Source organism: Paenibacillus sp. FSL W8-0426 (genome assembly GCF_037969725.1).
GTDB classification, from domain to species: domain Bacteria; phylum Bacillota; class Bacilli; order Paenibacillales; family Paenibacillaceae; genus Paenibacillus; species Paenibacillus hubeiensis.
In genome coordinates, this window is sequence record NZ_CP150203.1 from 4,996,433 (window position 1) to 5,021,570 (window position 25,138).

Below are 25,138 nucleotides of genomic sequence, written 5' to 3' on the forward strand. Positions count from 1 at the left end.
AAATGTCCACCTCAACAGAACGCTTTTGTCTATTGAGCGATGTTCCCGTTCACAGTAAAGTTATGCACATAAAGAATACGCTTACATTAAGCGTTATGCAAGACATCATATCTTATTCCATCGGGAGGTTCAATGATGAAAACGAAATTTCTAGCTACGCTCGCAGGCTTGCTGCTTCTGTCCGGCCTGCTGCTTGCCGCATGCGGCTCGGGGGACAAATCCGAAGGTTCGGGCAAGGTAACGCTGACCTTTGGCACAAGCCAGACGGGCATTCCGCGCACAGGCATCATGCAAGAAATGGCCAAGGAATACGAGAAGGAAACCGGCGTCAAAATCGACTTCCAGGTCGTTCCGGATGCCCAGTGGCGCGATCTGATCAAAGTCAAGCTGGCTTCGGGAGAAGCGCCCGACATTTTCAACGTGGACGTGGACCCGCTCAGCATGCCGGCGAACGTAAGACCGGAAGAAAATGCGATCGACCTGACGGGCGAGGAGTTCACCGGCCGCATGTCGGAAGAGATTTTGCCAACGGTCAGCCACAACGACAAAGTGTACGGGGTTTCCTTTGCCCCGACGAAAATATGGTACGTGTATTACAACAAACGCATCTTTAACGAGCTCGGCATCGAACCGCCGACCACGTACGCGGAATTTAAGGAAATCAGCCAAAAGATCAAAGAGAAAGACATCATTCCGTTCTATCAGGCTGCGGCAAGCGGCTGGTACCAGGTGCTGCCTCTGTTCGAAACCGGACCAAACTACGAGAAAAGCACGCCTGGCACCTACGACAAGCTGAACAGCAACGAAATGAAGGTCGCCGACCTGACGCAGCTCAGAACGGTATTGGAGCAGTTGAACGAATTTGCCGAGCTGGGTTACTTCGGTAAAGACTTCCTGTCCAACACGGTTGAGGCGGGCATCGAAGCCTTCGGCCAGGAAAAGGCAGCCATGCTGCTTCGCGTTCCGGGCACGGAGAAGGAAGTCGCCGAGGCCTATCCGGCCATGAAGGACAACATGGGATTCTTCGTGATGCCATGGGGCGACAACCAGACGATCGGCGTGAACCCGGGCGGTTCGGCGGCCATGTTCGGCAACAAAAACAGCAAACATCCGGAAGAAGTGTTGAAGTTTTTCCGTTGGATCACCAAACACGAGAACCTGCAAAAAGTATTTGACGGCGGCGAAGGCAATCTGACCATCTGCTGGCCGGAAATCGAGCCGAAGCTGACCCAGGATTACATCGATTACGAGAAAGCGCACGAAAAGGGCACGGTGATGCAAGCCGCAGTCAAATATATCGATCCGCAGTGGATGGATATCGGTAAAGACATCTCCGGCATGTTCGCCGGAGCAATGACGCCGGACCAGATTCTGCAGAACATCGATAAGCGCCGGGCCGAACAAGCCAAGGTATTGAAGGATGAGGCGTGGCAATAAGCCGCGTCCGGCATCGCCGCGCGCGAATGCACGCAAAGCGCGCGGCAGGAAGGAAAGGTGTTGCTTGACATGAATGCAAACAAAATTTACCCATGGTATTTCTCCTCTGGCGCGATCGTGCTGTACGTTCTCTTTATCGTCGCTCCCGCGGTGCTGGGCATCTACTATTCCTTTACCGACTGGAACAGCTATAGCCCGGAGAAAAACTTTATCGGGTTCGAACATTTCCGCACCATTCTGGCGGGAGACCCGACATACCTGCTGTTCATCAAAAACACGGTGATCTTCACGATCGTGACCGCCGTGGCCAAAACGGTCATGGGCCTGTTCCTCGCCCTGCTGCTCGTCAGCGGGGTGAAGATGGCCAACCTGCACCGCATGATCATTTTTTCGCCGCAAGTGCTGTCGTTCCTGATCATCGGCCTGGTGTTCAAAAGCTTGCTTGATCCGAACAACGGCTTCGTCAATGTGACGCTGCGTTCGCTTGGACTGGACGCATTGGCCCAAAACTGGCTCGGTTCGCTTACCTGGGCCATGCCATCCATTATGGCGGTCGATACGTGGAAAGGCATGGGGTACATCATGGTATTGTTCATCGCCGGTCTGCTCTCCATCCCGCGCGATTATTACGAAGCTGCCGCCATTGATGGAGCCGGGTTCTGGCAGCGTTTATTCAAGATTACGATCCCGATGCTGATGCCAACCATCACGATTGCCACCGTGCTGAACATTACCTACGGGCTGCGCGTGTTCGATGCGGTTTACGTACTGACCAACGGTGGACCCGGCAACGCCACCGATGTCATCAACACAGCTGTATATTCCTCGTTCGCGAAGGGATACTGGGGCCTTGGCAGCGCGCTGTCCACGATTCTGTTCGTCATTATGGCGATCATTTCGTTCTTTATCATCCGCTTGATGAGCCGAAAGGTGGAACTGTAGATGCAACTGAAAAAAAGACTCGTGTCCATCGGCCTCAACGTGGTCGCGTGGATACTCAGCCTGATCGTGCTGATTCCGTTCGTGGTCATCGTGCTGAACTCATTCAAGTCGGACGCGGAGGCCAAGGTACTGAAGCTGACGCTGCCCGAAACCTTCATTTTCGACAACTACCGCATCGTCTATGAACAAGGGCATCTCGGCGGCTCATTCTTCAACAGCCTGCTGCATTCCACGGCCTCTTCCCTGCTGCTGGTCGTCGTTGTGGCCTTCTCGGCCTTTACGCTGTCGCGCAATCATTCGAAGCTGAGCGGTTTCCTGTACTTCTTTCTCATTCTCGGCATTACGCTGCCGCTCAACTACATTCCGCTGATGGAAGTGATGAAAACGCTGGGCATGATCAATTCCCATATCGGCATGATCCTGTTATACACCGCCATGGGCATTCCGATCTCGCTGTTCATCACGTACGCATTCGTTTCGGGGATCCCGAAGGAGCTGGACGAAGCGGCCATCATGGACGGCTGCAATGCCATCAAGCTGTTCCTGAAAGTAATCATGCCGCTGCTGACTTCCGTGCTCGTCACGGTATTCGTGCTTAATTTCCTAAGCGTGTGGAATGAATTTACCGCTCCCCTCTACATGCTGAACACGGTGGAAATGTGGCCGATGACGCTGGCCGTGTACAATTTCTTCGGGCAATTCAGCGCCCAGTGGAATCTCGTCAGCGCCGATATCGTGCTCACGTCGCTGCCGGTGTTGATCGTGTTTCTGATCGGGCAAAAATACATCGTCGGCGGCCTGACGTCCGGCGCGGTGAAAGGGTAAGTCGCAGGTCTGATGAAAGCGATGTGCGCTCTACCTTTTCTAGAGGCTTGAATGCCTATATAAGTTGAACCCATAATTCTTACACGAAGTCACTACGGGGGCAGAACCATCTTCCGATCGTCATTATCCCCAGATTTTTTTGATCCCTTTTCAAAGGGAAAATCAGGTGATAAACACGAGGTGTATGCTTCCGATAGAGCTTTCTTACAGAAAGCTTTTAGCTCCGCTTCTCCGGATTCTTTCTGCCCCCTTCGTTTTTGTGTAACGGTCTAGTTCAACTTATAAAGTGCAATACGTTTTAATGACGACTGACCGCAAAAAGCTGCCCCCATTTAGCCAAACGTAATGGCTTCCAAGGGGCCGCTTTTTAATGCGTTTCTCGCCTTAATCATGCGCCAAGTCTGTTTCGCCCGAACAACTTATATGCGAATCATTGTTCCAGCGCTTTGATCGTTTTCAGACGGGACGTGATGCCTGCGATGATCACAACAAACAGGCCGGCAATGATAAACAGCAGAGCGATGCCCCTTCCTTCTCCCGTACCCGTCACCTGACCCACCGTGGATGCCAACGGGCCACCCTCCACCAGCAGCGGATTGAACACATGATCTGCCAGGAAACCAGCCAGGCTGTAGGCAATGATAAAGCCAAGCTGCGACAGGATGCCGATGATGCCCCATACCCTGCCCTGTTTTTCGTTGGAAATATTGCTGCGCACCAGCACGTCGGCGCTCATGTTGACGAACGGCAGCGAAGCCAGGAACAGGAAGCCTGCGGAGATCATCAAATACATGTTTGTAGATACACCGATCAGCGAGAATGACAGACCGCACATCACCAATCCGGTAACCAGCACGCTTGCATATTTCTTGGACATCCTAAACACGCCAATGCACAGGCTGCTGATCAGCATGCCGACGGCGCTTACCGACTGAAATGTCCCGAGCGTTTTTGCATCAGCAAAGGCGAGGATCATCGGACCGATGAGCGTCTCCAGAAATCCGATGTAAAAGGTAATCAGCGAAATAATCATGACCAGCAGCAGCACGCCTTTATTGGTGACCACTTCCGTCCAGCCTTCCCGAAGATCCGTCAGCCAATGACGGTTTCTTTCCTCCTCCATGCGTTCCACCTTCAAGCTTTTGCGGATAACCAGCACGGCCAGAATCGCCACCACGTAGGTCAATATGTTGACAACCAAAATCGTTTCAATGGTCGTTATGCTCAGAAGCATGCCTGCGATAATCGGCGAAAACAGAAACTTGGAGGATTCCGCGAGCTGTACGAGGCCGCTTCCTTTGGAGAATTGCTCTTCAGTCAGCAGATCGGTTGCCGAAGCCTTGTAAGCCGGGCTTTGCAGGGCTGAGAATACGGAGCTGAACGCTGCCCCTGCATAGATATGCCATAGCTGGATATCTCCAGTCAGCATGAACGACAAGATGAAGACCAGCCCGGCAGCCGAACCGAGATCGCCAATGATCATCATCAGGCGTCGGTCGAACCGGTCGGCCATAACGCCTCCAATCGGCCGCAGCAGAATGTTCGGCAGGAAGGTAAAGAGGGTGATCAGCGCCACGCTTGTGGCGGTATTGGTTTTCTCGAAGGCATACACGCCGAGCGAAAACGCCGTCAGCCCGATGCCGATCATCGAAATCAGTTGGCCGAACCATACCAACAGAAATTTGTGAAACGATTTTTGCACGTTTGGTTCCATTGTTCCGACTCCTTTCAGAATAACGCTTCAGGTTAATGGGACAGATACCGTTGGCTCATATAGGCAAAGCTGCCCTTCTCCGCACCAAGCACACGTCGAAGGTACCTTTGGTTTGGCAACCTCGCATGCGCGTAAAATATCGTTTACCGCTGTTTTGCCGTATTTCCGGACGATGAAGCGCGTGTCTTCTGCATCGAGAATGTCATTAAAACGCCGCCGTTCTTCCGGGTGTTCGACGACTCTCATGCGATCCTCCAATCCACTCGACCGACTGTCGGTCTATTCTAGTCATCAGAGCGCCCTTTTAGAACCCCATCTCTGCCTGCCATTGCAACAATCGCCCTCTCTCTTCCATCATATACAGGCTTACGCCCCGACCTTGCCGCTACCTCCACATCATGAAAACTGATGTCATCCATCCCGCTGATGTTGTACGAAAGCGCTGATTTGCCAAAGTCGGAAAGCCCATGCCCATCAATAATTGGATATATATGTATGAATTAAATGGATTATAGCAAGGATGACAGTAAGACAAATCGGCCTTGGGTTCGGATTCATGCTCCGCCCGGAGACCGATTCGCAACGTCTCGGATGTTCATTTGACGAAAAAGGAATTGACTTTTATTCATTTTGTAACTATTATGGTTACAACGGTGGTGATGATCGATGAAACAGATCAGCAGTCGCTTTTCCATCGCGGTGCACACCCTATCCCTGATCGCAACGATGCCGAATGAATGCACGGGAGACCTGATCGCGCAGAGCGTGAACACTAATCCCGTCATCATTCGCCGGATCATGTCGAGCCTGAAGAAGGCGGGCCTGATCGACGTAAGGCCAGGCGTGGGCGGTGCTTCCCTGCTGCGGGACCCGGCAGAGGTTACGCTGCTGGACGTGTATCGCGCCCTCGATGTCGTGGAGAACGGACAGCTGTTCAACTTCCACAAAAATCCGAACCCGGCATGCCCGGTCGGACGAATGATCGAGCATTCTTTGCGGGCCGAGCTTGACGAAGCCCAGAAAGCGATGGAACGGCGTTTGAATAGCGTAACTTTGCAGCAGATGATGGATCAGGTCGACGTCTCGGATTAAAAGCTCCTCAGGAGCTTTTTCTTCCCCCTTCGTTGTAATCACTTCTGTTATAACTATATTGATAACAACAAGCAAAACCATACAAACTACTTTTTGGAGGGACATTTATTATGAAATATCTCGTTACTGGTGCTACAGGTCATTTGGGTTCATTCGTCGTGGAGGCTTTGCTGAAAAAAGTGCCGGCCTCCGAGCTCGCTGTCAGCGTGCGCAATCCGGAAAAGGCACAGCATTTGAGCGCTCAGGGCGTAGAGGTCCGCCACGGCGATTTCGACCAGCCGGAGTCGCTGGCTGCGGCATTCGCGGGCGTGGAGCGCCTGCTGCTCATCTCCGCGGACGGCGATAATGAAACACGCATTCGCCAGCATGAAACAGCCGTACAGGCTGCCAAAAACGCCGGGGTGCAATTCATCGCCTATACCAGCGTGGCCAAAGCCGACGAGAGCACGCTCGGACTCGCCGAAGTCCATCGCGCAACCGAGAAAGCCATTCGCGATTCCGGCATTGCATACTCCCTGCTGCGCAACAACTGGTACCTCGAAAACGAAGGCGGCAGCGTTCAAGCCGCGACACAAGGCGCGCCTTGGGTGCATGCAGCAGGTTCGGCCAAAGTAGGCTGGGCTACGCGCAGCGATTATGCTTACGCGGCGGCGGCGGTACTGGCGGGCGAAGGGCACGACAACACCGTATACGAGCTTTCCGGCAAACCAATCACGCAAGCCGAGCTTGCTGCCATCGCTGGCGAGGTGCTTGACAAGGACATTCCGGTGCAAAACGTGGACAGTGCCGCGTACGCGGAAATCATGAAAGGCGCTGGCTTGCCGGACTTCGTCGTCTCCATGCTGGTGGATATGCAAAGTGCAATTGCTCAGGGCGCACTGGATGTCGAAAGCAATACGCTGGAACAGCTGCTGGGCCGTCCGGCGCAACCGCTGAGCGAAGGCATCAAAGCGCTTCTCGGTTAAGCCAAAGGAAAACGTGTACGACCGCTTACAAAAGCATGGCAAGCACAAAAGGAGCACCCAAGGCGAATCATCTTCGCTGGAGGTGCTCCTTTGCATATTGCGTTTGTATTCGTGTCGACATTCGGCCTAATCCCGGTGAATGTATTTCACGGGAACGTGGTCGGCCAACCAGATGTTCTCGTTGCCATGATAAAAGGAAAGGCCATCCGCTGCAGCCGCCTGTGCATCGATGCGCAGGATGACCGGCTTCGGGTCACGCCGGCTGCCCACCAGCGAAGCCGTCTCGACGTCGGCAGACAGATGCACGTATTGGCGCTGCCGCGGCTGCAATCCCTGTGCCATGATCGAGTCCACCGCGCGCGTCGGCGTTCCGTGATACAACCATTGCGGCGGCTGCGCAGGGGTCCGGCTTATTTTTTGCGGCGTCGAGTGTCCATATAATGCCCGTATGCGGCCGCCCGCGATCTCGTGGCGCTGCTTGTCCGAGGCCTGAATCATGCGATGCAGGTCCGCTTCCGTGACGGCCGTCCATTTCCTGCTCTCATGCAAAGCCGCCAGCAGCTGGCTGATCTCGACCCAGCCTTCGTCGTCCAGCTCCAGTTCATACTCCCAAGGCGCGTGCCGCAGCGCGTAAGACAGCTCCTTGCTTAATTTCATCAAATCCATTGGACTCCCCCCCTTTTCCATTCGCTGCTGCTATTGTTCTAAGCTCTTATTACGTTAGCTGGCAGACTGCACTGCCGCCAAAATCTCCTGCATGTTCCGCCCCAATCCTTCGTCATCGTTCTGGGTGAACTGCGCATATCCATCTATGCCCCGGTGAATAATCGTATTCATGACAGGGTGGGCATCACGGTTGGACGCAACCTTGATCAGGTCGTCCGCGAAATCAACCGCCTGCTGTTCGCTGTAACCAAACGGCTGAATCAGCATGCGAATGCTCAGGGCATGGGCCTGATGCTCAGCCAACCGATCCCGGTGCGTAATGCCGTAAACGGCTCCGAAACCAAAAGCGGCAATAACCTGGCGCTGCAGCTCGGTCGTCCGTTCCAAGGGTATCCCGATCAATTCGCATATTTTATGTACCATCTGTTCGAGCTCCGTCGCCGCCGCAGCCAGAATGGCATCGCTCAAGTCGCCGAAATTCATATCGTCTGTCATTATTATGTCATCCTTCCTTCCCACTATGGCACGCTGAATGTGCCAAATCCATGGAACCATTGTAGCGAGTTGGGGACGCAAATTCAAATCGCTTTTGTTAGGCGAGGGGGCGCCTTCAATACGCTGGTTGTCCGTAAGAACAGCTTCATCGCGCTATTTAGAGCTATTCGTCGTCGGTCCTGGCCGTTGCTCATACGCCTGTTCAGTAAAACCACGCTGGTTCATCATGTTCCGCAGCCCCGCGGCCACTTCTGCAAAATAAACGGCTGGCACGCGCTCTCCCGCGTAATCTCTCAAGTCATAATCTCTCTCCATCTGTGGATACAGATCATGCAGGTCGTCCACAAGCACCTTGCGGATCGCCTCGCTCGTAATCGACGGGTCCATGGCGCACTCATTCACAAGCGTCTGCAAGGTTCCCCGCAATGCCTGCTCATCGTAAGACGGATGGGCCAGCAAAAATGTCAAGTCGTACAGATCTTTGAATCTCGGTCTGACGATCGTCTGATGCAATTTCCAGGCAACCTGCGTAGACAGCGGGACGGTATGCGGAACAACGAATACTTCCCCAACCGACGGTTGATAGGTCAGCGGCACGGGTTCGTTTTCCAAAGGCAAATTAAACGAGATGTCGAGATACATCTCATCCGCATACATGCTCTCGCTAGTGGAAGTCCGGTAGAAACGATACGCCAAATCGGTGTTCACCGTCGGGAAGTCGTCCGCCATCGCGTAGTCGATGCATCTCCAGAACTCATTTTCCCGGAAGCTGCGGAACTGAACGCCGTCGTTCAGGTCCATTTCGGTCACCTCGATCATCCAATCCGTGAACATACGTCTGGCCTCGTTCTCGTCCCGAATCGTCTCCAGGCACAAAAAATCGATGTCGTCCGCATCGCGCACGCTCCGGTCCGCCAGATACTGCCTCGTCAACAGGCTGCCCTTCAAGGCAAACGGCCCATTCACCAATGCCGCCCTTCGCAACAACGCTTCCAGACCGATTAACAATCGTTCCTCGTAACTCATCTGATCCAAATTCATAATGCCAGCCATTTCGTGTCCTCCTTTTGTTTACATGTGAGTATCCTAACAATGACTATGCTGCGATACCCAACCTTTATCCAGCTCTTCCCGGCTATCGTGTACGCACAATTCGTGCTGCTGCTTCAGCAGCTTGATCCCGTTCAGACGCAATACCTCTTCAATGCCGGCGATCCGTTCATAGAAACGAGCGGCAGAGCCGTATTCCCGCACCGTAATGAACCTTACTTTACCATTGGCATTCAATGAATTGCGCGAGATATGCCCGCCATAGGGCTCGCACTGCTTTTTCAAGTCTGCGATATCGCCGACTTCCACCTTGCCATGCCATTCAAAATACGGCTTCGAGCCTGCAACCATCGGTTCGTGAAAATAACGTTCTTCCCGGGCGGGAATTTCGATTTTGGTACGCACCACGTTAAACCCTTGTTTCCCGAAAATCGCAGCCAGCGCATCCATGCCTTGTTTCACTTCTTCATAACGGTCGCTATGTACGATCCCCGTAAACATCGGCTGATGCACATACTCCCCTTGATCGAGCACAATCATCACCGGTTTGACCTTCTGTTCCTCGCATGTCCGGATGAACGCCTGCTTCTCCTCCAGCTTCAAATCCTCTACCGTTACGTGAAATTCAAATTCCATACTGTGAGACACGCCCTTTCTAGTTTTCTATGTAAAGTCTATATGAAGTCGGTATGAAAGTTTCTCTGATAATTCGTAATCATTTGAGTTTATAGTTTCTACTCCTCATTCAACCAATGTTTCAAATTCCGTCTTCCAAAAAGAGGAGTCGGCAAAAGCCGCGCCATCTATTTCTTTCATTTTTTTCATGGTTATAGACATCAAATGAGATGGAATGGCATTATCAATGAATGCATCTTCACCATTTATTTTGATCGCTTCAGAGATCATTTCGGAAAAGAACAACAAACATGAGGCAAGCTGGGTTACAGATGAGTTCACAAATACTTCTTTGCAAGAATTCATTTCAGAGATCAGCACTACTTCAGTACCATTCTTTATGCAAACTGGTTCGCCTGAAGCGGTTGATCCCAAATACGTATAATCAACATAGCAATTAGACATATTTAATTTGGTGGATAACGATACTAGTCTTCCTTTAGAAGAAACAAATTCAAGATAAGGAGCTGGCGTCTCCGGTAACCCCACATTTACCAGCCATTCTCTATCACTTTCTTGTATGTTTATATTTTCCAAATCGCCCCGGTTAAAAGTAATTAAAGGACCATAATGCTCGATATCCCATACCCTCTTGAATTCCTCTGCCTTCATTTTGCACCTCTTTTTTTCTCCATCTTTGTTTTCAGCTTTCATCTCTCAGACATAATACTGAATATAGCGCGCCTCATCAGGACTGTCTTCATCTCCCAATAGATCTACTTGAGTCAAGGCTTCCTCAGTGATGAACAAAGAGTAGGTGTCACTCTCCAACTCATCCTCCAAAGCCAGTTCAACATCATATTTCGATTCGTAATCCATCATGTAATCCGTGATTTCGCAGGAAAATTCACCCTTCCAATCCAGAACCAAAAATTTCTCTGTTGAAGTTCCGTATTTCAGCATGCTGAAAAATGCAATAGGCTCATCCGGATCATTCAGAATTTGCTCTGCATCCGCAGGATCTTTAAAAATTAAAGGAACCAGATCTTTTTCTTGTACGGAAAGATTGTTTTCCTTCAAAGTTGGCTCTATATTGGCTTCATTATTCTTTGTTCCTTTAAAAATGCCTTGTATGTACGATTTCCATCTACTCATGAATATTATTCCTTCATCAGACTCCAACGTTAAAAGCGATAATTCTAAGACATCTGCCCCCATTTTCCTTGGTTCTTCTTAACCCTCTTCACCCATTCTTTCACATAATATATATCGACTTCAAATGAAGAGAAAAATAGGCTTTAATCCCTTCTCAATCGTGTTGGCTACATTCTTCAGATCCCTCATTTTTCAAATACTGATCGAGCGCCTTTGATTCCCACCAATTCACCTTTGGGCCAATTCGATGTCTGACGAGGTAGCTTAATGTTCCTAACAATACACTCTAGTTACGAAAACTCAAATGTTGAATCATTTCTTCTAAGCTACATTTCAACGGTATAAATTTCTCGACTTCATAGTCTTCCAGATACACCTCTCCAGACATGTTATCCAACACAACGATAAGTCCGTTGGATTCCATTCCAATTGGAACATAAGTAGTACGGCCATCATGTGCTGTTATATAGTTACTAAATCTCTCGACAAATGTCTCTGGCTCTACATTGGGAAGTACAGGATTTAGATTTATATTATACCCCTCAACCCATCCTGCGATTTGAAAAAAATAATAGGCATTGTAGTACTGCTTAATGTCCTCATGCAGTTTCATTGTGAATAATTCTTCAACGGCATCGAAATTTGTAATATCATTCTTCATTGTCGGTAACCACTCAATATACCCTTCGTTGTCTTTTTCACCAACATACAGTCGCAGACCATCCTCACCAAACCAAGAAATTCGGGGCAATGTGCCGTTAAATTCTTTCCACATAGAAATGAATCTTTCAAAATATTGTTCCATGGATTTCTTTATCATGTTTCACCCTCTACATTGATTAATTTTGGCCAGTATAACGATCACATTACGTTTCAGGCTCCTCTGGTTCTTCAATCAACCTTTGAATCCAATACTCAGCATAGAACGAAAGTGTTAAATTATCAGAATTTACAGCCCTTCAACAATATATCCATTGGTTCTGAACTATTGATCATGATTATTGCCTCAAAAACACTTTTCAATAATCTCTCGCGTCCAGTACGGATTAATTTCATCAACCATTAAGTACACTTCAGGTAAAGCCATTTCAGAGATTTCATCGGGCATGTAAGACAAAACATCCAATACATGATAATAAATCACGCTTTTTGAGAGCTTACTTTTCAATATTTTTATAAAGTAAGGTATAAATTCCATTGAAGGATGCTCATATATTGCAATAAACCAAAGAGACTCTCTATCCCATTCGGAACTCTCCAAATTAGACTTAAGATAAGCTAATAGTTCGTTTTCGCAATGGTTAACATCTCTAATTTCTTGGTTATAATCTCGATAGTAGTTCCCAATATCGATATAACGTCTTTGTTCTACTGCCATCTTAATTAAAGGTGCATATTTATTTATGATTGGCTTAATGATACTATTCTCACTCATGGCATCGTCCATTTTAGATTCCTAACATAATTTTGAATTTTGTCTTTCAGGTATGTCGCCCTTTACCTACCAATGAGTGACGATATAGCTATGTTCTTCAACTTCAATACAAATACAATGATTTAAATAATCAGATACTATTAATACATCAGATAATAGCTGTTTTGAACCTACCATGATTTGGTGGATAATTCGAAAGGGTACCTTGACACCACAATTCAACTGCTCCAAATGAAATAGCACTACATTTTTGTCTGTCAGATTTGAACAATAGACCTCAAACATGCTTTTCACCTGGCTGAAATCTGTGACGACTGTACCCTCCTGTTTAAATACTTTTTCATATCCTGCTTTCTTTAATCGGATGGACTCCATTTCGTTCAAAAACATGCTGTCCACGATTTGAATTTGGTATAGTTCCTTATAAAGTTCTTTTAATTTTTCTTTCTCGGCATTTCTGGCTCTTTCCCGGAATAGCCGGGAAAGTTTCGTTGGATCACTCATTTTCCTCACCAAAGTTCGATAATTTGAAGGTTTATAAATCCATTCTCCTGTGGAATAATTACTCCATAATACGAAGACTGTCGATCAACGCTGCCAGGGAGGAAGAAACAAACATCCGTTCATCCGTCTCATAATCTTCTTTGAAGATTTCACCAGTTCTATTATCCAATAACAAAGCTTGATCATCGGGAGAGAAATACCCTATAAGAAAATAATTCAGTTCTTCTCCTGTGCTTTCTATAAAACTCTTTTGATTCGTAAAGAATGCACGAATGTCTTTGTTTGGAGCTACTTCTTCTAATGTGATTCGATGTGGTCCGTAAAAGCCTTCCAGACTTAAAAACCAATAAGAATCAAAATACGCTTTCATGGAGTTGTGCAATTTCATCCCGATCTCTTGTTCTATCGATAGAAAACCTTCTTTGGATGTTTTCAGTTTTGGCTCCCATTGCACACGTTCTTCCTCATCAGGCACCCCAATATACATCCAGTTTTCGATATCTTCTTCAAAAGAGATCGTAGGAAAAGTTGAATATTGTGCCTCCCAAAAAACCAAAAGTTTATCAAAATAGTTCTCTAACGCTTCCGCAACTTCCATTTGAAAATCCCCCGTTCTAGTCAGTTTCGATCTTTAACCTACATCTGAAACAAATCCCCAAGGGTGTCCATCAGAATCCCCCTCTTATAAAATTATTGATCATCGATTTGTGTATTTGGTGTCATTAAAAAAGTAATTGATGATTTTCCAAAAATCGAAACCATTCATCTTCTGTTGATCCAAGTGTGTTTTTGCTTTGTCCGGATTCAACAAATTTTAACCCAAGCTCTGTGTAACGTCTCCCCATGAAATAATTCAATAAAAAGGTGTTGATATCGCCATACGTCTCAAGAACATAACTTTGCTCTAACGGCTCTCCATACAGACCACTAATACTCCCATCGAACCTGTTAATGAATAACGGATATTTTTCGATTTTTCCAATACATATCCATTCCCCGTCAAAGTCAGTCATTTCATGGACCTGAGATTGTATCGTACTCGCATTTCGAGGTCCAAAAACGGTCACTACTCCTCCATTCAATATTTCAAATTGATTAAGTATGTGCCACCAGTCTTCCAATATTGGATCATCATGTTTCACGGTTTGCTCAGGAGTTTTCTGAACAATTTCAGCAAAAGTAAAACTTAACGGATCATTGGCCAACATCAATTGAACTTGTTTTAATTTCATCATTACCTGTTCTCTCATTTTCCCTCACCGATCGGTTTTCTGGTATATTGTGATTGTGTTAAGGTTTTCCGTTATTTATATCTTTTTTTGTATGTTATATAACTTGTGGTCGCATGCTTTCTTTCAAGCACTCTCCCTGCCTCATATTCACTACAATTCTTTTCGATAACCATTTTATCTTGTAAAAATAACACCAGTAAAGACCGAGAAGCACTGTCATTCGCCAAATAGAAGCCCAATAATTCATTGTAATCGGTGGCAAAAAATAGAAATACAAGCTGTACTCTAATTTCAAATTTTTCTTTGCGTTCAATGAGGCCTTCTTCATAACTGGCATATAAATTGAAATCATCTAAATCGTCAATTCTATGACCTGAAATCAATGGATTCATACCACGTATGTATAGACCTACAACATCCCCATTTGCTTCTTCAAGAAAAAGGACATGATCTAATCGCTCATCATCTGCCTCATCATGCAAATAAATAATATTCGAAACTTCTTTATGACCGAAATAATGATCAAACTTTTTGACAAAAGACATCCTATAGTTATTCATGACCACCCTCATCTCTCGTCACTGCGATAAGTTTAATATATTCGAAAAGTTCATTTATCTTCTGATCATCCATTAGCGTATCAAAATAAGCAGGACAATCTTTTCCTAGCCAATTTCCCCATCATCATTAGGTTTACCTTGATAAAGCATCGAAAGAACGTTGTTATCATACTCGGTTGTAAATAGAAAAAGAACTCCTTCATTAAAACACTGAAGTCTGTGTTCAAAATAATGATTCATCGATTCCCGAATTTCTTTCAATAGATTCACCTACTCCAATGTCGGTACGCCTAAATGCTTTATTTTCGGCATTTCAATTAACGGATGAAAATATAAATGAATTTCCTGACGATCACCACGGATTCGTGATTTCGGTAGATTACTGAATACAGTAATATGATAGTAACCATTATCAAGTACAACAATTTGTTCGACTGGTAATTCGGAGGTCCATTCCATCAAATCATACAAGTCTCGAATGCATAATTGACGATCCCGAACTTCCACTGCCAGCCTCAAAACAAAGTCAGAACGATCAAGAATGTGCTCATCAGGATAACCATCCCTGATTTTAAGGATGTATTTTCCGGATGACCCTGTTGAAAGCCCAACAATCGTTCCTCGGTTGACATGATCTGCGACTTGTTGCGCGGTCATATATTTTTGCGTTAGATAGTCCTCATCTTCATCTATATGGGCCACTGCAAAAGGTGAATAAAGAATGATTCCGATGCCATCTATTTGTATTGGTATATCTTTTTCCATATCACACCTCCATATATTTGATCTAAGGCCGTTTTTCCAAATGTCATGAAACAGATCTACTTTTACAAATAAAATCCAAAACCTAGCTCCCATATATATCGGCTATTCCAATTAGATTTTGTAATAATCCGGATATAATTGATAAATTGACCACCTGAAAAGCTTCATACGAAGTCTGCACGCAAAAAAGCCTTGATTAAAATTCAATCAAGGCCCAAACTCTTTACTCAAAAATTATAAAGGTTCAAACAATTCTTTATAAATATTATTTATAAAACCTTTTTTGTCTAATATATCATCACACGGTGAGTACATTTGAAATAGTTCTTCTATTTCTTTTTCGCTCAAATCCATGCACATTCCGAGTACGTGTCTAAACTTGTCAAGCTCAAAATCATTGTACTGAGCATTGATTCCTATGACGATCAATCTTCTTATGATTTCTATTTGATCTTCTTCAATATTATAATCGAAGTCTTCAATTTTATCATAGTCTTCTTTTGTCATATATTCGGTATCAATAAACTTTAATAGACTCCCCATATATTTAAACTCTGGATCAAATTTTTTCACAAACTTTTTCTCCTCTTGAAGTTTTCCGTGGTTTATCTTCCCCAAATTGGGAATGAGGTAGTTGGCTGGTTATTACGATTTAAATATACTTGACCAGTTTTTGAAACCCCATATTCTAATGACCTACGTTGGAAGCCTTCCCCTATTGGATATTTAAACTCTATTGGATTTTGGGCCCATGTTACATTTCCAGTTGTTTCAAAGATATGCTGAGACCGTTGTATAGTCGTCAGTTGGTCCCTATGAGAGAGGAATCTTGTTGCCGCCGCAAGTAACACTACTCTTCCTCGTCTTGTTTCGATTACACCCGTGGTCGGATATATTCCCTGATCCGCTCGATTCAATTGAGCTTGCAACGTCGTTTGGGCACCATGCTTCTCAACAAAATGTGCTCCTGGTATTGAATTTTCCATTTGTAACAGAATACGATATGCATTATCCTCTGCGAGTGCATTCATACTTGCAGTACGCTTACTTGGCGATAAATGCTTGTACTTATCTCTTAAGATTTCGCCAGGAGATTTATATACATTCCCCTTATCCTCACACATATACCCACTCGGGTCTACATATCGGATCGGGTTGTTGGCAACATAGGCATACAGGTTCAGACCGTCTCCACGGTACGTGTCTTCTTGCGTAAATCGCGCGATGATCGGATTGTAAAACCGGGCGCGCAGGTAGTAATGTCCTGTCAACGCATCTTGCATTTCTCCCGTATAACGGAACGGATTCACACGCTGTTCTTTCGAGGATAGCATGTTTCCGAAGGCATCATACGTGTACGCATTCAGGATCTGGCCCTGTGGTCCGGTCAGGTAAGTCACAACACCATGGATATTATTTACATAATAAGCCACATTGCCCTAATCGTCCAGTTGCGAAAGCCATTCATGACCACGGATATAGGAAGCCTGTACCCGCTCTGTTTCATCCAGTTCGTTGACGACATGCCAGCCATCATGCACAAAATGGCGTACGGTTCCATCATCAAAACAGGCCTATTCCCAAATAGGAATAGACCTAAATCATGTGTATACTGGACTGTCAACATTCTATTAGTTGTCGCACTTTGAAATCCCACATATTATGGATAATTTTCGGGCCAATTGAGAGGAAATTCAAAATTTTCACAACTCTTTCAGTATCTGATACCACTTGTCATCATCAACATCTGGAATGATAGTCTCATATTTTTCTCCAAAAACATACTCATTTAAAAAGACATTAAAAGAACCATAGCACTCCCCTTGCTCTAGAGGAGTTCCTTCATAAAATTGATAAACTAATCCACTTATTTTATTCAAGATTATTGGGTCATATAAACATTGACCTACATAAACCCAATCACGTACATCATATTGTCCTTCATCCAAAAATTCTAAGTAATATTGACTTTCTAGCATCGTCTCATAGGAGAATATATCTATCGCGCCACATCTTGCCCCGTTGCTTATAACTAAAAAACTATAGTATTCAGTAACCCCATTTTCTAATCTTTGCAAATTTATGGCTTTTCCACTTCTTAACTTTCCGATAACCGGACCATCCGGATTGTTTTCCAAAACAGACCTCATCTTTTGTATTTTATTGTATAGCTTATCAATCAAAAAGTTTCACTCCCTAATATTCTATTTTTATTTTTATTTTCGTTCCAACTGGTAACCCTTTTATTTGAGGCCAGATCTGCCTCATTCCAATATCTTCATTTGTGAATGAATCTAAAAATTTCAAATTACTAGGAACATCAGGACCACTCAACTGCAGTTCCCATACATGATCAGGTTGCATTTTTCTGTGATCAGTAATTTGATCAATTAATTTATTTGCGAAATCTTTATTTGTTTGTCCATATTGGCTCCAAATTCGCTGAATTAAATCTTGACGATATGCTTTTGTCACTGACCTATCCCTTTTGACTGGATTAGCAGCTTTAACCAAAACCCCCAATTCACCTAGTTGTTGGAGGGCTTCAGCCTTTCTTTTAAACTGATACTTGGGCATCCCCTGTTTATATGTTATTGTTATCTCGGTAAAATCGCCAGTGTTGTTTGGATTCCAAGTCTCACCTTTATTCACACAAGAAGCCGGGGTTCCTCCGCTTGCCGCTTTCGCATACCCACTCGGGTCCACATATCGGATCGGGTTGTTGGCAACATAGGCGTACAGGTTCAGACCGTCTCCACGGTACGTGTCTTCCTGTGTAAATCGCGCGATGATCGGATTGTAAAACCGGGCGCGCAGATAGTAATGTCCTGTCAACGCATCTTGCATTTCTCCCGCATAACGGAACGGATTCACACGCTGTTCTCTCGAGGACAGCATGTTTCCGAAGGCATCATACGTGTACGCGTTCAGGATCTGGCCCTGTGATCCGGTCAGGTGAGTCACATCACCGTGGATATTATTTACATAATAAGCCACATCGCCCTGATCGTCCAGTTGCGTTAGCCATTCATGACCACGGATATAGGAAGCCTGTACCCGCTCTGTTTCATCCAACTCGTTGACGACATGCCAGCTATCATGCACAAAATGGCGTACGGTTCCGTCTGTGTCCAGCCTGCTTCGCAAACCCTCCGGGTCGTAGCCGTGCTGCACGATTCGTCCATCCGCTTGTTCGACTCGAATGGTACGGTTGAATGCATCATAAGCATAGCTTGTCGTCTGCTCCCCTTGATGCTCTTGGATTAGATTACCTTGTGCATCGTAAGTGTAATGGATGTGTTTCCCGCTTGCTTGCCCATTCGATTTGCTCTGCTCCCCACTCTCTTCCTGCAATGCTTCCTCAATCAGGCTGAGCAGACGGTTCCTTGTATCATACGTATAGCTTGTCCGTTGTCCGTTCCAGACACGGGAAATTCGGTTGCCTGCCGCGTCATACGCCAGTTGCTCCGTGCCATATCCGGCATACCGGGCTTCCACCAACCGATCCAGTGCATCGTATCGATACTCGGCCTGATCCTGTGTGCCATAACAGCCGATCGTATTCCCGCTCCGGTCATAGGTATAGCGGTTGTCCAGCAGGACCGTTCCATCGGCTGCCCGGGTGTAGAGCCGCGATACCTGCCCTTCAGGCGTGTATTCATACGCCGTTTGCACGCCGTTGCCGTACAGCATGGACGCGATTCGGTTGCCCGCTGCATAGGTGTACCGGGCCAATTCGTTCTCGCCCTGCCGAATGGCAACCACCCGGCCCAACGGATCATGCGCATACTCGACGCGTGTTCCGCCAGCATCCGTGCGGGCTACCGTCCGCCCTTCAACATCATACTCGTAGCGCAGTACGGGACGTGGCGCTGCATCCGTTGTCCGTTCGCCAAATCTGCTCTGATATTTGGCCGTGAGCAGACCCTCTTCGTTATAGTCATAGTCGTAACGCACTTCGTTATTCGCGGACGAAGTCAACAGGCCGTCTTCGCGGTAGGTGTACGTCTCTTCCTCGCCGCTGGACAGCTCCCGTCTGCGAACGAGCTGATCATTGAAATTGTACGCCAGGTCCAGTACCCGCTGGTTCCGGTCCTGCTGCCGGGCCAGGCGGCCTTCGCGGTCATATTGGTACGTGATCGGCAGTCCGTCGGGGCCCGTAATCGCAGACACTTGCCCCAGGGAATTATACGTATACTGTGTCGCATGTCCCTTCGCATCCGTGGAACGAATCAGATGGCCCGCCACGTCATAATCGTACTGCTCCGTCGTGGCGTCCGGCCGCGTCAGCGCCGTGATGTTCCCCCATCCGTCCAACGTATGGCGCGTTACCCGGCCTTCTCCATCTCGAATGCCCACGATGTGTCCCGCGGCATCATACTCGTATTCCTGCCGCAACATCGGCGTGCATTCCGGACCGTTGCCCCATACTTGACGCACTTGGCCAGCCAAGGTATAGGTATATCTCGTCTCGACGCCGTTTTCCGTGACAGCTTCCTGCTCCCCGTACCGGTTAAAAGCATGCTGCTGAATGATCTCCCCCAGCGGGTTGCGAATGTGGGTCAAGCGGTTCAACACGTCATACGTGTATTCGGTTCCGATCCCATCATCGCTCGCTGCATCGTACAATCCCGGGGTGACCTTCTTCGCCAGTTTCCCTTCGGTATTGTAGAACAGCCTTGTAACTCCCCCACGCTTGCCCACAGATCGGATCGGACGGTTCCTTACATCGTAGGCATAATGCACCCGGTGCCCCATCGTATCCGTTTCTTCGATCACATTGCCGCTGCGGTCATACTTCAGGTACATGGAGCTGGCCTTCGCTCCCGCATGCTCCCGGCGACTGATCTGTACGATCCGGTCTGCGCCATCGTAGCTGATTTCGGTCTCGTATCCTTCAGGCGAACGGATATAGGTGATATTGCCATTACGGTCATACCGATATCTCGTCTCTGCCGTGACCGTCTTCCGCCCTTCATCGCGCAGGTCTTCTCCGTCAATGACGTCTAGCTGGCGCACCAGCCTGCCCGCCTTGTCATATTCGTAACGGATATGCCGCTCCTTGCCTTCGTTCAGCTTGTAACGTTCGGATGTCCGCTGGTTCAGGCAATCATACGTGTATCGAATATCTGCTCCCGTATCGTCGGTGATGCGTATGACACGGTGATTACGATCATAGGCGTACGTGATGCCATGATACGTCGCCGGGCTCCCTTCCCGTGCAACCAACTCCGACGTTCGTTGTTCCCTCACCAGGTTTCCGGCAAGGTCATATTCATAACGGGACAAACGGTACAACACACGCTCCCTTTCAGAAGAAACTTCTTCCTGAACAGGTTCTCGTTTCTCGACTAACCATCCTGCCTTGTTGTATACATACAACGTCCCAAATCGTTCATCATCATGGTTCGCACGATCTACCGCTTTGCCGTCCATTTCTTTGACGATTCGTCCTGCGGAATCATACACGTACCGCCGTTCGATGTACCCTTCGGCATTGGTGATCTGCACGAGACGATCCATAGCATCATAGGCATATTCTGTTCCCGGACCGTCGTCGGTTGCCGGATCGTATTGCCCGGGACGAATGGACTTCACGAGATTCCCGGCCGCATCATATTTGAAACGCTGAATCCCTCCATCCGGGAACATCGTCCGTATCCGATTGCCGCGATGATCGTAGACATGCTCCGTTCCCGGACCATCATCCAGTACCGGATCGTATTGATTCGGTTCCACCTCTTTGAGCAGATGGTCATACATGTCATAGTGGTATCTTTGAGTTTGATGAAGCGGATCGGTGATGCGGATCAGGTGATCCAATGCATCATAGCGATACTCCGTTCCTTTTCCGTTATCGATTCGCTCCACGTAATCATTCGGCTGCACCCGCTTGATCATGTTGCCCATCTTGTCGTAAAACATCAGCGTGGTATTGCCTTCCGCATCCACGATCCGGGTTCTTTTGTTGAGATCGTTATACTCGAATTCAACGGATCCATAGGCCGTCGTTATGCTGGTGACCCGAGCCGCATCATCGAATGCGTAACGGTATTCCTGGCCTTCGGCATCCTTGACATACGATGGTGAATTCGAATGAAAAACTTCATAGGCGTATGTGGTTACATAACCAAGCGCATCCCGACGGGTAAGGACCCTTCCCTGTGCGTCATACGTATAGGCCGTGATCGCTTGGCGTTCGGCATCGATGGCTGCCGACTCTTCCAGTACGCGTCCGAACCTGTCATAGGCATACGTCTTTTCCACAACATGATTCACCGATACAGAGATGCGATTGAGGTGCTCATCGTAGACATGGCTATGCCTTGTACCATCCGCTGCGATCTCCGTCAACAGCTGCCCATGGATACCATACTCCCAGCGAGTGGTCCGGCCCCCCGTATCGGTATGAGCACACTTGAATTGATAGGCATCATACTCGAAAGACTCCCATGTCCCATCCTGATAAACGATTTCCGTTACGAGATCATCGTCATTATAACGATACTTCTCCACGATATCATTGGCCCGGAACATAAAGATCGTCTCTTTCCCGACGTCATTATATTCGATATCCGTAATTTGACCGTAAGCGTCCCGTTGCTGAACGACTCTACCCCTGGCATCATACGTATTGGTTACATAGGTGTTCCCGTTCTGGTCGGTTATGCTCTGAAGATAACCTTGCTCTGTATACGTATAATGAATCATTCCCTGGTTGGGGTAGGTTACGCGAACAAGGAGATCGCCATCGTATTCGTACACTACGGTTCGACCGATATTGTCGGTCATCCGCATTAACAAACCATCCCGGCACTCCATTGAGACTGACTTCCCGCCCGGTGCGGTCAGACGACAAATACCGTTGTCGTTGTAATCCAGCTGCGTCCGGTTTCCGGACGGATCAGCAATACTCCGCAGACGTCCCGTATCATCATACTCACACGTTGTCCGGTCCGGTCCAATAAGCACATACCCTGCAGAATCCTCACGTTCGATTAAACGATAGTCCTGCTTGCCCCCGATCTCATTGACCCAATGTCCTTCACGTAACGTAAATCTCTCGTAATGGCTGTCCGGACAAATGATGTAAATCCGATTGCCCTCCCGCTTGAGGTAGGATTCATACGTAAAAATAAACCCTCGCCCCGTCAGTCCCCTGACCGGATAAAGTGAATTATAGTTCCGTACCATCTCAATCGGAGAACCGATATCGAGCAAGATCATGTCTTTCGCAAAATAATGAAAGCCGCCTCTCGTGACATCCACGGGGTCGCCGGTCTTAACCATGGTAGCAAGGCTGGCAACCGCCACTTTCTTCAAGGTATCCCATGTCAGAGACTGGTTGACATTTCCGTTCCTCCAGAGGTCCTCTGCCATAGCTCCTCCCATACCGCCCGCCACGGAGGAAGCATAATCAGTGAGTCTGTTTTTGCCGGTAAACGCAAAGAGTCCTCCCACTACATTGGCTGCCAGATTCGAGGTTAAACTTGTGCTGCCTGTGTTCATCATGTCCTGCGTCATGCCGCTTATGGTGCCGCCTGCTACCGAGCGGCCATAAATATTGGCGAAGTTGCTAAAGCCAGTACCACATTTGATGCCCGACATGAATTTCCCCATCATGGCACCACTTAAAAATCCGTTCTGGAAGCTTTTTAAATAGTGGCCGATTAACGTTTCACCAGGTTGTACCACAGGATCAAAAATCGCGGTGATGGCAACGTTCACCCCGCCACCGATGGAAGGAAGGATTAAGGCTGAGGCTCCGCCGCCCGTTAATACGGAAATCCCCCCAACCGAGACGATAACAGACCCATATTTTACCGTATCATATAGTTCGGCATTTCCCTGAAGCACCGTATCCCGCATAAAATTGTATGACTCGGACAAATCGCCTTTCCGTGCCTTGGCTATATCCTCGCTGCCCTCATACATCTCACTGCCTGCCACAACCATTGTAGTGGCACCTGCGACCAATGTTGTGCCTGCCGCAATAACCAAGGGCGCTGCCGCCCCTCCCGTAAGAACGACTGCAGCGACACCCACAGCGGCAGCGCCGATCAGCATGGCAATTTTACCAAATCCGATTTTGCTTTTTCCCGCTTCCATTTTGCTAACCAGAGCCTGTCGATATAGAAGAGCATTCCCATTGATCTCTGCCATCGCGGCAGCATCTTGGGCAAGGAGTTCGGAATCGTCAAAGGGATCTGCAGGCGGCTTGCCCGGAGTCCCTTCATAATAAATGGTGGCTGCCTGGACATCCGTAAGATCGGCAATGTAAATGTAATGATCCGGATTGATGCCTTCCATCGGGCTTCTTGAAATGGCCACCATCTCACCGGCAGTCATTTCAATCATTTTGGGGGCAGGCATATCCCCCTTAACGTCGATGAGGAAATCCTCCAGAGCGGCAATGGAAATATCCGTATTTGCCAAAATCTTGATCGAACCGTCCCCGGCCAATTGTAGTTTGACGGTTTCTGCCGCATCCGCGGCAAACACGATATCCTCGCCCGTCAGTTTCATCTCCTGGTCTGAATCGTTCGTCAGCGACTTGATCGCAGGATTCGCCGATTTCTGGCTGTATTTGCTCTGTTCAGCCCCCCGACGAACCGAGCTCGTCGCAATGGCGCTTTTCTCGGATGGTTTGGGAAAGTGCAATTTCACCGGCGAGCCGGGCTTGGGCATCATGTACGCACTCTGGTTATCCATCCCTGTCGAGAATGGGAACCAACAGGCGTTATCCGGTTCGGCTTCTTTATCGATATCCAGATGCAATTGGACTTTGTTGCGGGATATTTTCGTGATTTTACCTTCAAGGGACAATCCTTGTATGCCATAAGGCAAAATTTTAGTTAATTTTGCTTCAGACTTGGATAGCAGCGTATACGAATGAAGCAATTCCCCATGGACGACGCGCGACTCCATCTCATAGATCACAAAAGGACGACGTTGAATCTCCATTTGATTTCCAAGCCGATAGACCCGTCTGCTCTGAATCTGATAGCGAATTTCCTGTGTTTCCCGCTGAGGAACATAACGAGTTTGCATCGTATACGACTCAAAGGCCAGTTCATTCTTTGCCATTTCCTGTGGAATTCCCAAGGCTATGGCAGGTGCATCATCGACAATGGGTACGATTACCGTACCGAGGCGGGAAGCAAGGCGTAGAATGAATTCCCAGTCGGTTTCCTGATATTGCAGCAACATTTGTCCTGTCGTGGTATCCGGCATCGCATTGGTTAATGAGGCACCTGCATAAGGTTCCAGCACCTTACGAATGACCTCTGCATACGTCTTCTGCTGATTTTGATATGAGCGCTTTCTCCATTCAGTGTCCAGCTTATACGTATGTGATACGGCTACCATGTCCACATAAAAAATGCCCTGAACGTGCTCAACAGTTGCTTGCAGAACGATCCCGGCAAACAAGCAGGTTTCCTTTTCCAGACCATCTTCGGATGCGATGTATACCTTGACCTTGTCGTTTGTGGTAAGCTCTTGTGCCCCATCGACACCCTTCTCATGAATGACAGCCCTGATTCGTATGGAAGAATGCTCATTCATTCGATGCATGATCTGCAAATCCTCAATACGGACCAGATTGCACGGCACATCCATAATTAATCCTGCATAAGCCATTTCCAAGATGGTTTCTCCTCCTTCCCATGACCATCACGTAATCC

The 25,138-nt window shown here is 47.6% G+C and carries 24 protein-coding genes; 5 read left to right on the forward strand and 19 right to left on the reverse strand.

The annotated features are described in order from the left end of the window. Positions 1-135: 135 nt before the first annotated feature. From MKY59_RS22705 to MKY59_RS22715, 3 genes are all read left to right on the forward strand, one after another. A complete protein-coding gene (locus MKY59_RS22705) occupies positions 136-1,437 on the forward strand; it encodes an ABC transporter substrate-binding protein (RefSeq protein ID WP_339273898.1) in 1,302 nt (433 codons plus the stop codon). 69 nt (positions 1,438-1,506) lie between these two features. Continuing rightward, positions 1,507-2,379, forward strand: a complete 873-nt coding sequence (locus tag MKY59_RS22710) for a sugar ABC transporter permease (RefSeq protein WP_236421254.1) — start codon at positions 1,507-1,509, stop codon at positions 2,377-2,379. Continuing rightward, entirely contained in the window at positions 2,380-3,204 is an 825-nt protein-coding gene (locus MKY59_RS22715; protein ID WP_236421253.1) for a carbohydrate ABC transporter permease, read from the forward strand. It begins immediately after the preceding gene. Between the two features lie 430 nt (positions 3,205-3,634). On the opposite strand, the gene MKY59_RS22720 is transcribed toward MKY59_RS22715, so the two are convergent. Both MKY59_RS22720 and MKY59_RS22725 read right to left on the reverse strand, forming a co-directional pair. Beyond that, positions 3,635-4,918 carry an MFS transporter gene (locus MKY59_RS22720; RefSeq protein ID WP_339273899.1) on the reverse strand — a complete coding sequence of 428 codons (1,284 nt, stop codon included), beginning with the start codon at positions 4,916-4,918 and terminating at the stop codon, positions 3,635-3,637. Between the two features lie 27 nt (positions 4,919-4,945). After that, positions 4,946-5,164 (reverse strand): hypothetical protein, encoded by a 219-nt coding sequence (locus tag MKY59_RS22725; protein WP_339273900.1) that lies wholly within the window; start codon positions 5,162-5,164, stop codon positions 4,946-4,948. 420 nt (positions 5,165-5,584) lie between these two features. On the opposite strand from MKY59_RS22725, the gene MKY59_RS22730 reads away from it, so the two are divergent. After that, entirely contained in the window at positions 5,585-6,010 is a 426-nt protein-coding gene (locus tag MKY59_RS22730) for an Rrf2 family transcriptional regulator (RefSeq protein WP_339273901.1), read from the forward strand. A gap of 110 nt (positions 6,011-6,120) precedes the next feature. Beyond that, positions 6,121-6,975 carry an SDR family oxidoreductase gene (locus tag MKY59_RS22735; RefSeq protein ID WP_339273902.1) on the forward strand — a complete coding sequence of 285 codons (855 nt, stop codon included), beginning with the start codon at positions 6,121-6,123 and terminating at the stop codon, positions 6,973-6,975. A 126-nt stretch (positions 6,976-7,101) separates the two neighbouring features. Here MKY59_RS22735 and MKY59_RS22740 read toward each other — a convergent pair whose 3' ends face one another. The 17 genes from MKY59_RS22740 to MKY59_RS22820 form a co-directional block, all read right to left on the reverse strand. After that, positions 7,102-7,641 (reverse strand): RNA 2'-phosphotransferase, encoded by a 540-nt coding sequence (locus MKY59_RS22740; RefSeq protein WP_339273903.1) that lies wholly within the window; start codon positions 7,639-7,641, stop codon positions 7,102-7,104. Positions 7,642-7,695: 54 nt separating this feature from the next. Continuing rightward, entirely contained in the window at positions 7,696-8,136 is a 441-nt protein-coding gene (gene imm48, locus MKY59_RS22745; protein WP_339273904.1) for an Imm48 family immunity protein, read from the reverse strand. A 153-nt stretch (positions 8,137-8,289) separates the two neighbouring features. After that, positions 8,290-9,189, reverse strand: a complete 900-nt coding sequence (locus MKY59_RS22750) for a nucleotidyl transferase AbiEii/AbiGii toxin family protein (RefSeq protein ID WP_339273905.1) — start codon at positions 9,187-9,189, stop codon at positions 8,290-8,292. A gap of 33 nt (positions 9,190-9,222) precedes the next feature. Further along, on the reverse strand, positions 9,223-9,822 hold the full coding sequence (locus MKY59_RS22755; RefSeq protein WP_339273906.1) for a hypothetical protein: 600 nt from the start codon (positions 9,820-9,822) through the stop codon (positions 9,223-9,225). Positions 9,823-9,927: 105 nt separating this feature from the next. Beyond that, positions 9,928-10,473, reverse strand: a complete 546-nt coding sequence (locus MKY59_RS22760; RefSeq protein WP_339273907.1) for an SUKH-4 family immunity protein — start codon at positions 10,471-10,473, stop codon at positions 9,928-9,930. Between the two features lie 45 nt (positions 10,474-10,518). Next, entirely contained in the window at positions 10,519-10,956 is a 438-nt protein-coding gene (locus MKY59_RS22765; RefSeq protein WP_339273908.1) for a hypothetical protein, read from the reverse strand. A gap of 286 nt (positions 10,957-11,242) precedes the next feature. Then, entirely contained in the window at positions 11,243-11,776 is a 534-nt protein-coding gene (locus tag MKY59_RS22770) for a SecY-interacting protein Syd (protein WP_339273909.1), read from the reverse strand. A 186-nt stretch (positions 11,777-11,962) separates the two neighbouring features. After that, positions 11,963-12,403, reverse strand: coding sequence for a hypothetical protein (locus MKY59_RS22775; protein ID WP_339273910.1), 441 nt, complete (start codon positions 12,401-12,403; stop codon positions 11,963-11,965). A 54-nt stretch (positions 12,404-12,457) separates the two neighbouring features. Then, positions 12,458-12,895, reverse strand: a complete 438-nt coding sequence (locus MKY59_RS22780) for a hypothetical protein (protein ID WP_339273911.1) — start codon at positions 12,893-12,895, stop codon at positions 12,458-12,460. Between the two features lie 58 nt (positions 12,896-12,953). Further along, positions 12,954-13,493: a SecY-interacting protein Syd gene (locus MKY59_RS22785; RefSeq protein ID WP_339273912.1), complete on the reverse strand. Its 540-nt coding sequence runs from the start codon at positions 13,491-13,493 to the stop codon at positions 12,954-12,956. Between the two features lie 124 nt (positions 13,494-13,617). Then, the gene (locus MKY59_RS22790) at positions 13,618-14,130 is read right to left on the reverse strand and encodes a hypothetical protein (protein WP_339273913.1); all 513 of its coding nucleotides are present in this window, start codon (positions 14,128-14,130) and stop codon (positions 13,618-13,620) included. A 68-nt stretch (positions 14,131-14,198) separates the two neighbouring features. Beyond that, positions 14,199-14,687, reverse strand: coding sequence for a hypothetical protein (locus tag MKY59_RS22795; RefSeq protein ID WP_339273914.1), 489 nt, complete (start codon positions 14,685-14,687; stop codon positions 14,199-14,201). Between the two features lie 270 nt (positions 14,688-14,957). Next, on the reverse strand, positions 14,958-15,452 hold the full coding sequence (locus MKY59_RS22800) for a hypothetical protein (protein ID WP_339273915.1): 495 nt from the start codon (positions 15,450-15,452) through the stop codon (positions 14,958-14,960). A gap of 234 nt (positions 15,453-15,686) precedes the next feature. Next, entirely contained in the window at positions 15,687-16,025 is a 339-nt protein-coding gene (locus MKY59_RS22805; protein ID WP_339273916.1) for a hypothetical protein, read from the reverse strand. Between the two features lie 32 nt (positions 16,026-16,057). After that, positions 16,058-16,885, reverse strand: coding sequence for an RHS repeat-associated core domain-containing protein (locus MKY59_RS22810; protein ID WP_339273917.1), 828 nt, complete (start codon positions 16,883-16,885; stop codon positions 16,058-16,060). 270 nt (positions 16,886-17,155) lie between these two features. Then, positions 17,156-17,635: a hypothetical protein gene (locus MKY59_RS22815; protein ID WP_339273918.1), complete on the reverse strand. Its 480-nt coding sequence runs from the start codon at positions 17,633-17,635 to the stop codon at positions 17,156-17,158. 13 nt (positions 17,636-17,648) lie between these two features. Then, positions 17,649-25,094 carry an RHS repeat-associated core domain-containing protein gene (locus MKY59_RS22820; protein WP_339278457.1) on the reverse strand — a complete coding sequence of 2,482 codons (7,446 nt, stop codon included), beginning with the start codon at positions 25,092-25,094 and terminating at the stop codon, positions 17,649-17,651. Positions 25,095-25,138 lie beyond the last annotated feature (44 nt).

Excerpts from the sequence above, each read along its gene's own strand:
- MKY59_RS22705 (WP_339273898.1), top strand. The coding sequence starts at position 136 with ATGAAAACGAAATTTCTAGCTACGCTCGCAGGCTTGCTGCTTCTGTCC.
- MKY59_RS22710 (WP_236421254.1), top strand. The coding sequence starts at position 1,507 with ATGAATGCAAACAAAATTTACCCATGGTATTTCTCCTCTGGCGCGATC.
- MKY59_RS22715 (WP_236421253.1), top strand. The coding sequence starts at position 2,380 with ATGCAACTGAAAAAAAGACTCGTGTCCATCGGCCTCAACGTGGTCGCG.
- MKY59_RS22720 (WP_339273899.1), bottom strand. The coding sequence starts at position 4,918 with ATGGAACCAAACGTGCAAAAATCGTTTCACAAATTTCTGTTGGTATGG.
- MKY59_RS22725 (WP_339273900.1), bottom strand. The coding sequence starts at position 5,164 with ATGAGAGTCGTCGAACACCCGGAAGAACGGCGGCGTTTTAATGACATT.
- MKY59_RS22730 (WP_339273901.1), top strand. The coding sequence starts at position 5,585 with ATGAAACAGATCAGCAGTCGCTTTTCCATCGCGGTGCACACCCTATCC.
- MKY59_RS22735 (WP_339273902.1), top strand. The coding sequence starts at position 6,121 with ATGAAATATCTCGTTACTGGTGCTACAGGTCATTTGGGTTCATTCGTC.
- MKY59_RS22740 (WP_339273903.1), bottom strand. The coding sequence starts at position 7,641 with ATGGATTTGATGAAATTAAGCAAGGAGCTGTCTTACGCGCTGCGGCAC.
- imm48 (WP_339273904.1), bottom strand. The coding sequence starts at position 8,136 with ATGACAGACGATATGAATTTCGGCGACTTGAGCGATGCCATTCTGGCT.
- MKY59_RS22750 (WP_339273905.1), bottom strand. The coding sequence starts at position 9,189 with ATGGCTGGCATTATGAATTTGGATCAGATGAGTTACGAGGAACGATTG.
- MKY59_RS22755 (WP_339273906.1), bottom strand. The coding sequence starts at position 9,822 with ATGGAATTTGAATTTCACGTAACGGTAGAGGATTTGAAGCTGGAGGAG.
- MKY59_RS22760 (WP_339273907.1), bottom strand. The coding sequence starts at position 10,473 with ATGAAGGCAGAGGAATTCAAGAGGGTATGGGATATCGAGCATTATGGT.
- MKY59_RS22765 (WP_339273908.1), bottom strand. The coding sequence starts at position 10,956 with ATGAGTAGATGGAAATCGTACATACAAGGCATTTTTAAAGGAACAAAG.
- MKY59_RS22770 (WP_339273909.1), bottom strand. The coding sequence starts at position 11,776 with ATGATAAAGAAATCCATGGAACAATATTTTGAAAGATTCATTTCTATG.
- MKY59_RS22775 (WP_339273910.1), bottom strand. The coding sequence starts at position 12,403 with ATGGACGATGCCATGAGTGAGAATAGTATCATTAAGCCAATCATAAAT.
- MKY59_RS22780 (WP_339273911.1), bottom strand. The coding sequence starts at position 12,895 with ATGAGTGATCCAACGAAACTTTCCCGGCTATTCCGGGAAAGAGCCAGA.
- MKY59_RS22785 (WP_339273912.1), bottom strand. The coding sequence starts at position 13,493 with ATGGAAGTTGCGGAAGCGTTAGAGAACTATTTTGATAAACTTTTGGTT.
- MKY59_RS22790 (WP_339273913.1), bottom strand. The coding sequence starts at position 14,130 with ATGATGAAATTAAAACAAGTTCAATTGATGTTGGCCAATGATCCGTTA.
- MKY59_RS22795 (WP_339273914.1), bottom strand. The coding sequence starts at position 14,687 with ATGAATAACTATAGGATGTCTTTTGTCAAAAAGTTTGATCATTATTTC.
- MKY59_RS22800 (WP_339273915.1), bottom strand. The coding sequence starts at position 15,452 with ATGGAAAAAGATATACCAATACAAATAGATGGCATCGGAATCATTCTT.
- MKY59_RS22820 (WP_339278457.1), bottom strand. The coding sequence starts at position 25,094 with ATGGCTTATGCAGGATTAATTATGGATGTGCCGTGCAATCTGGTCCGT.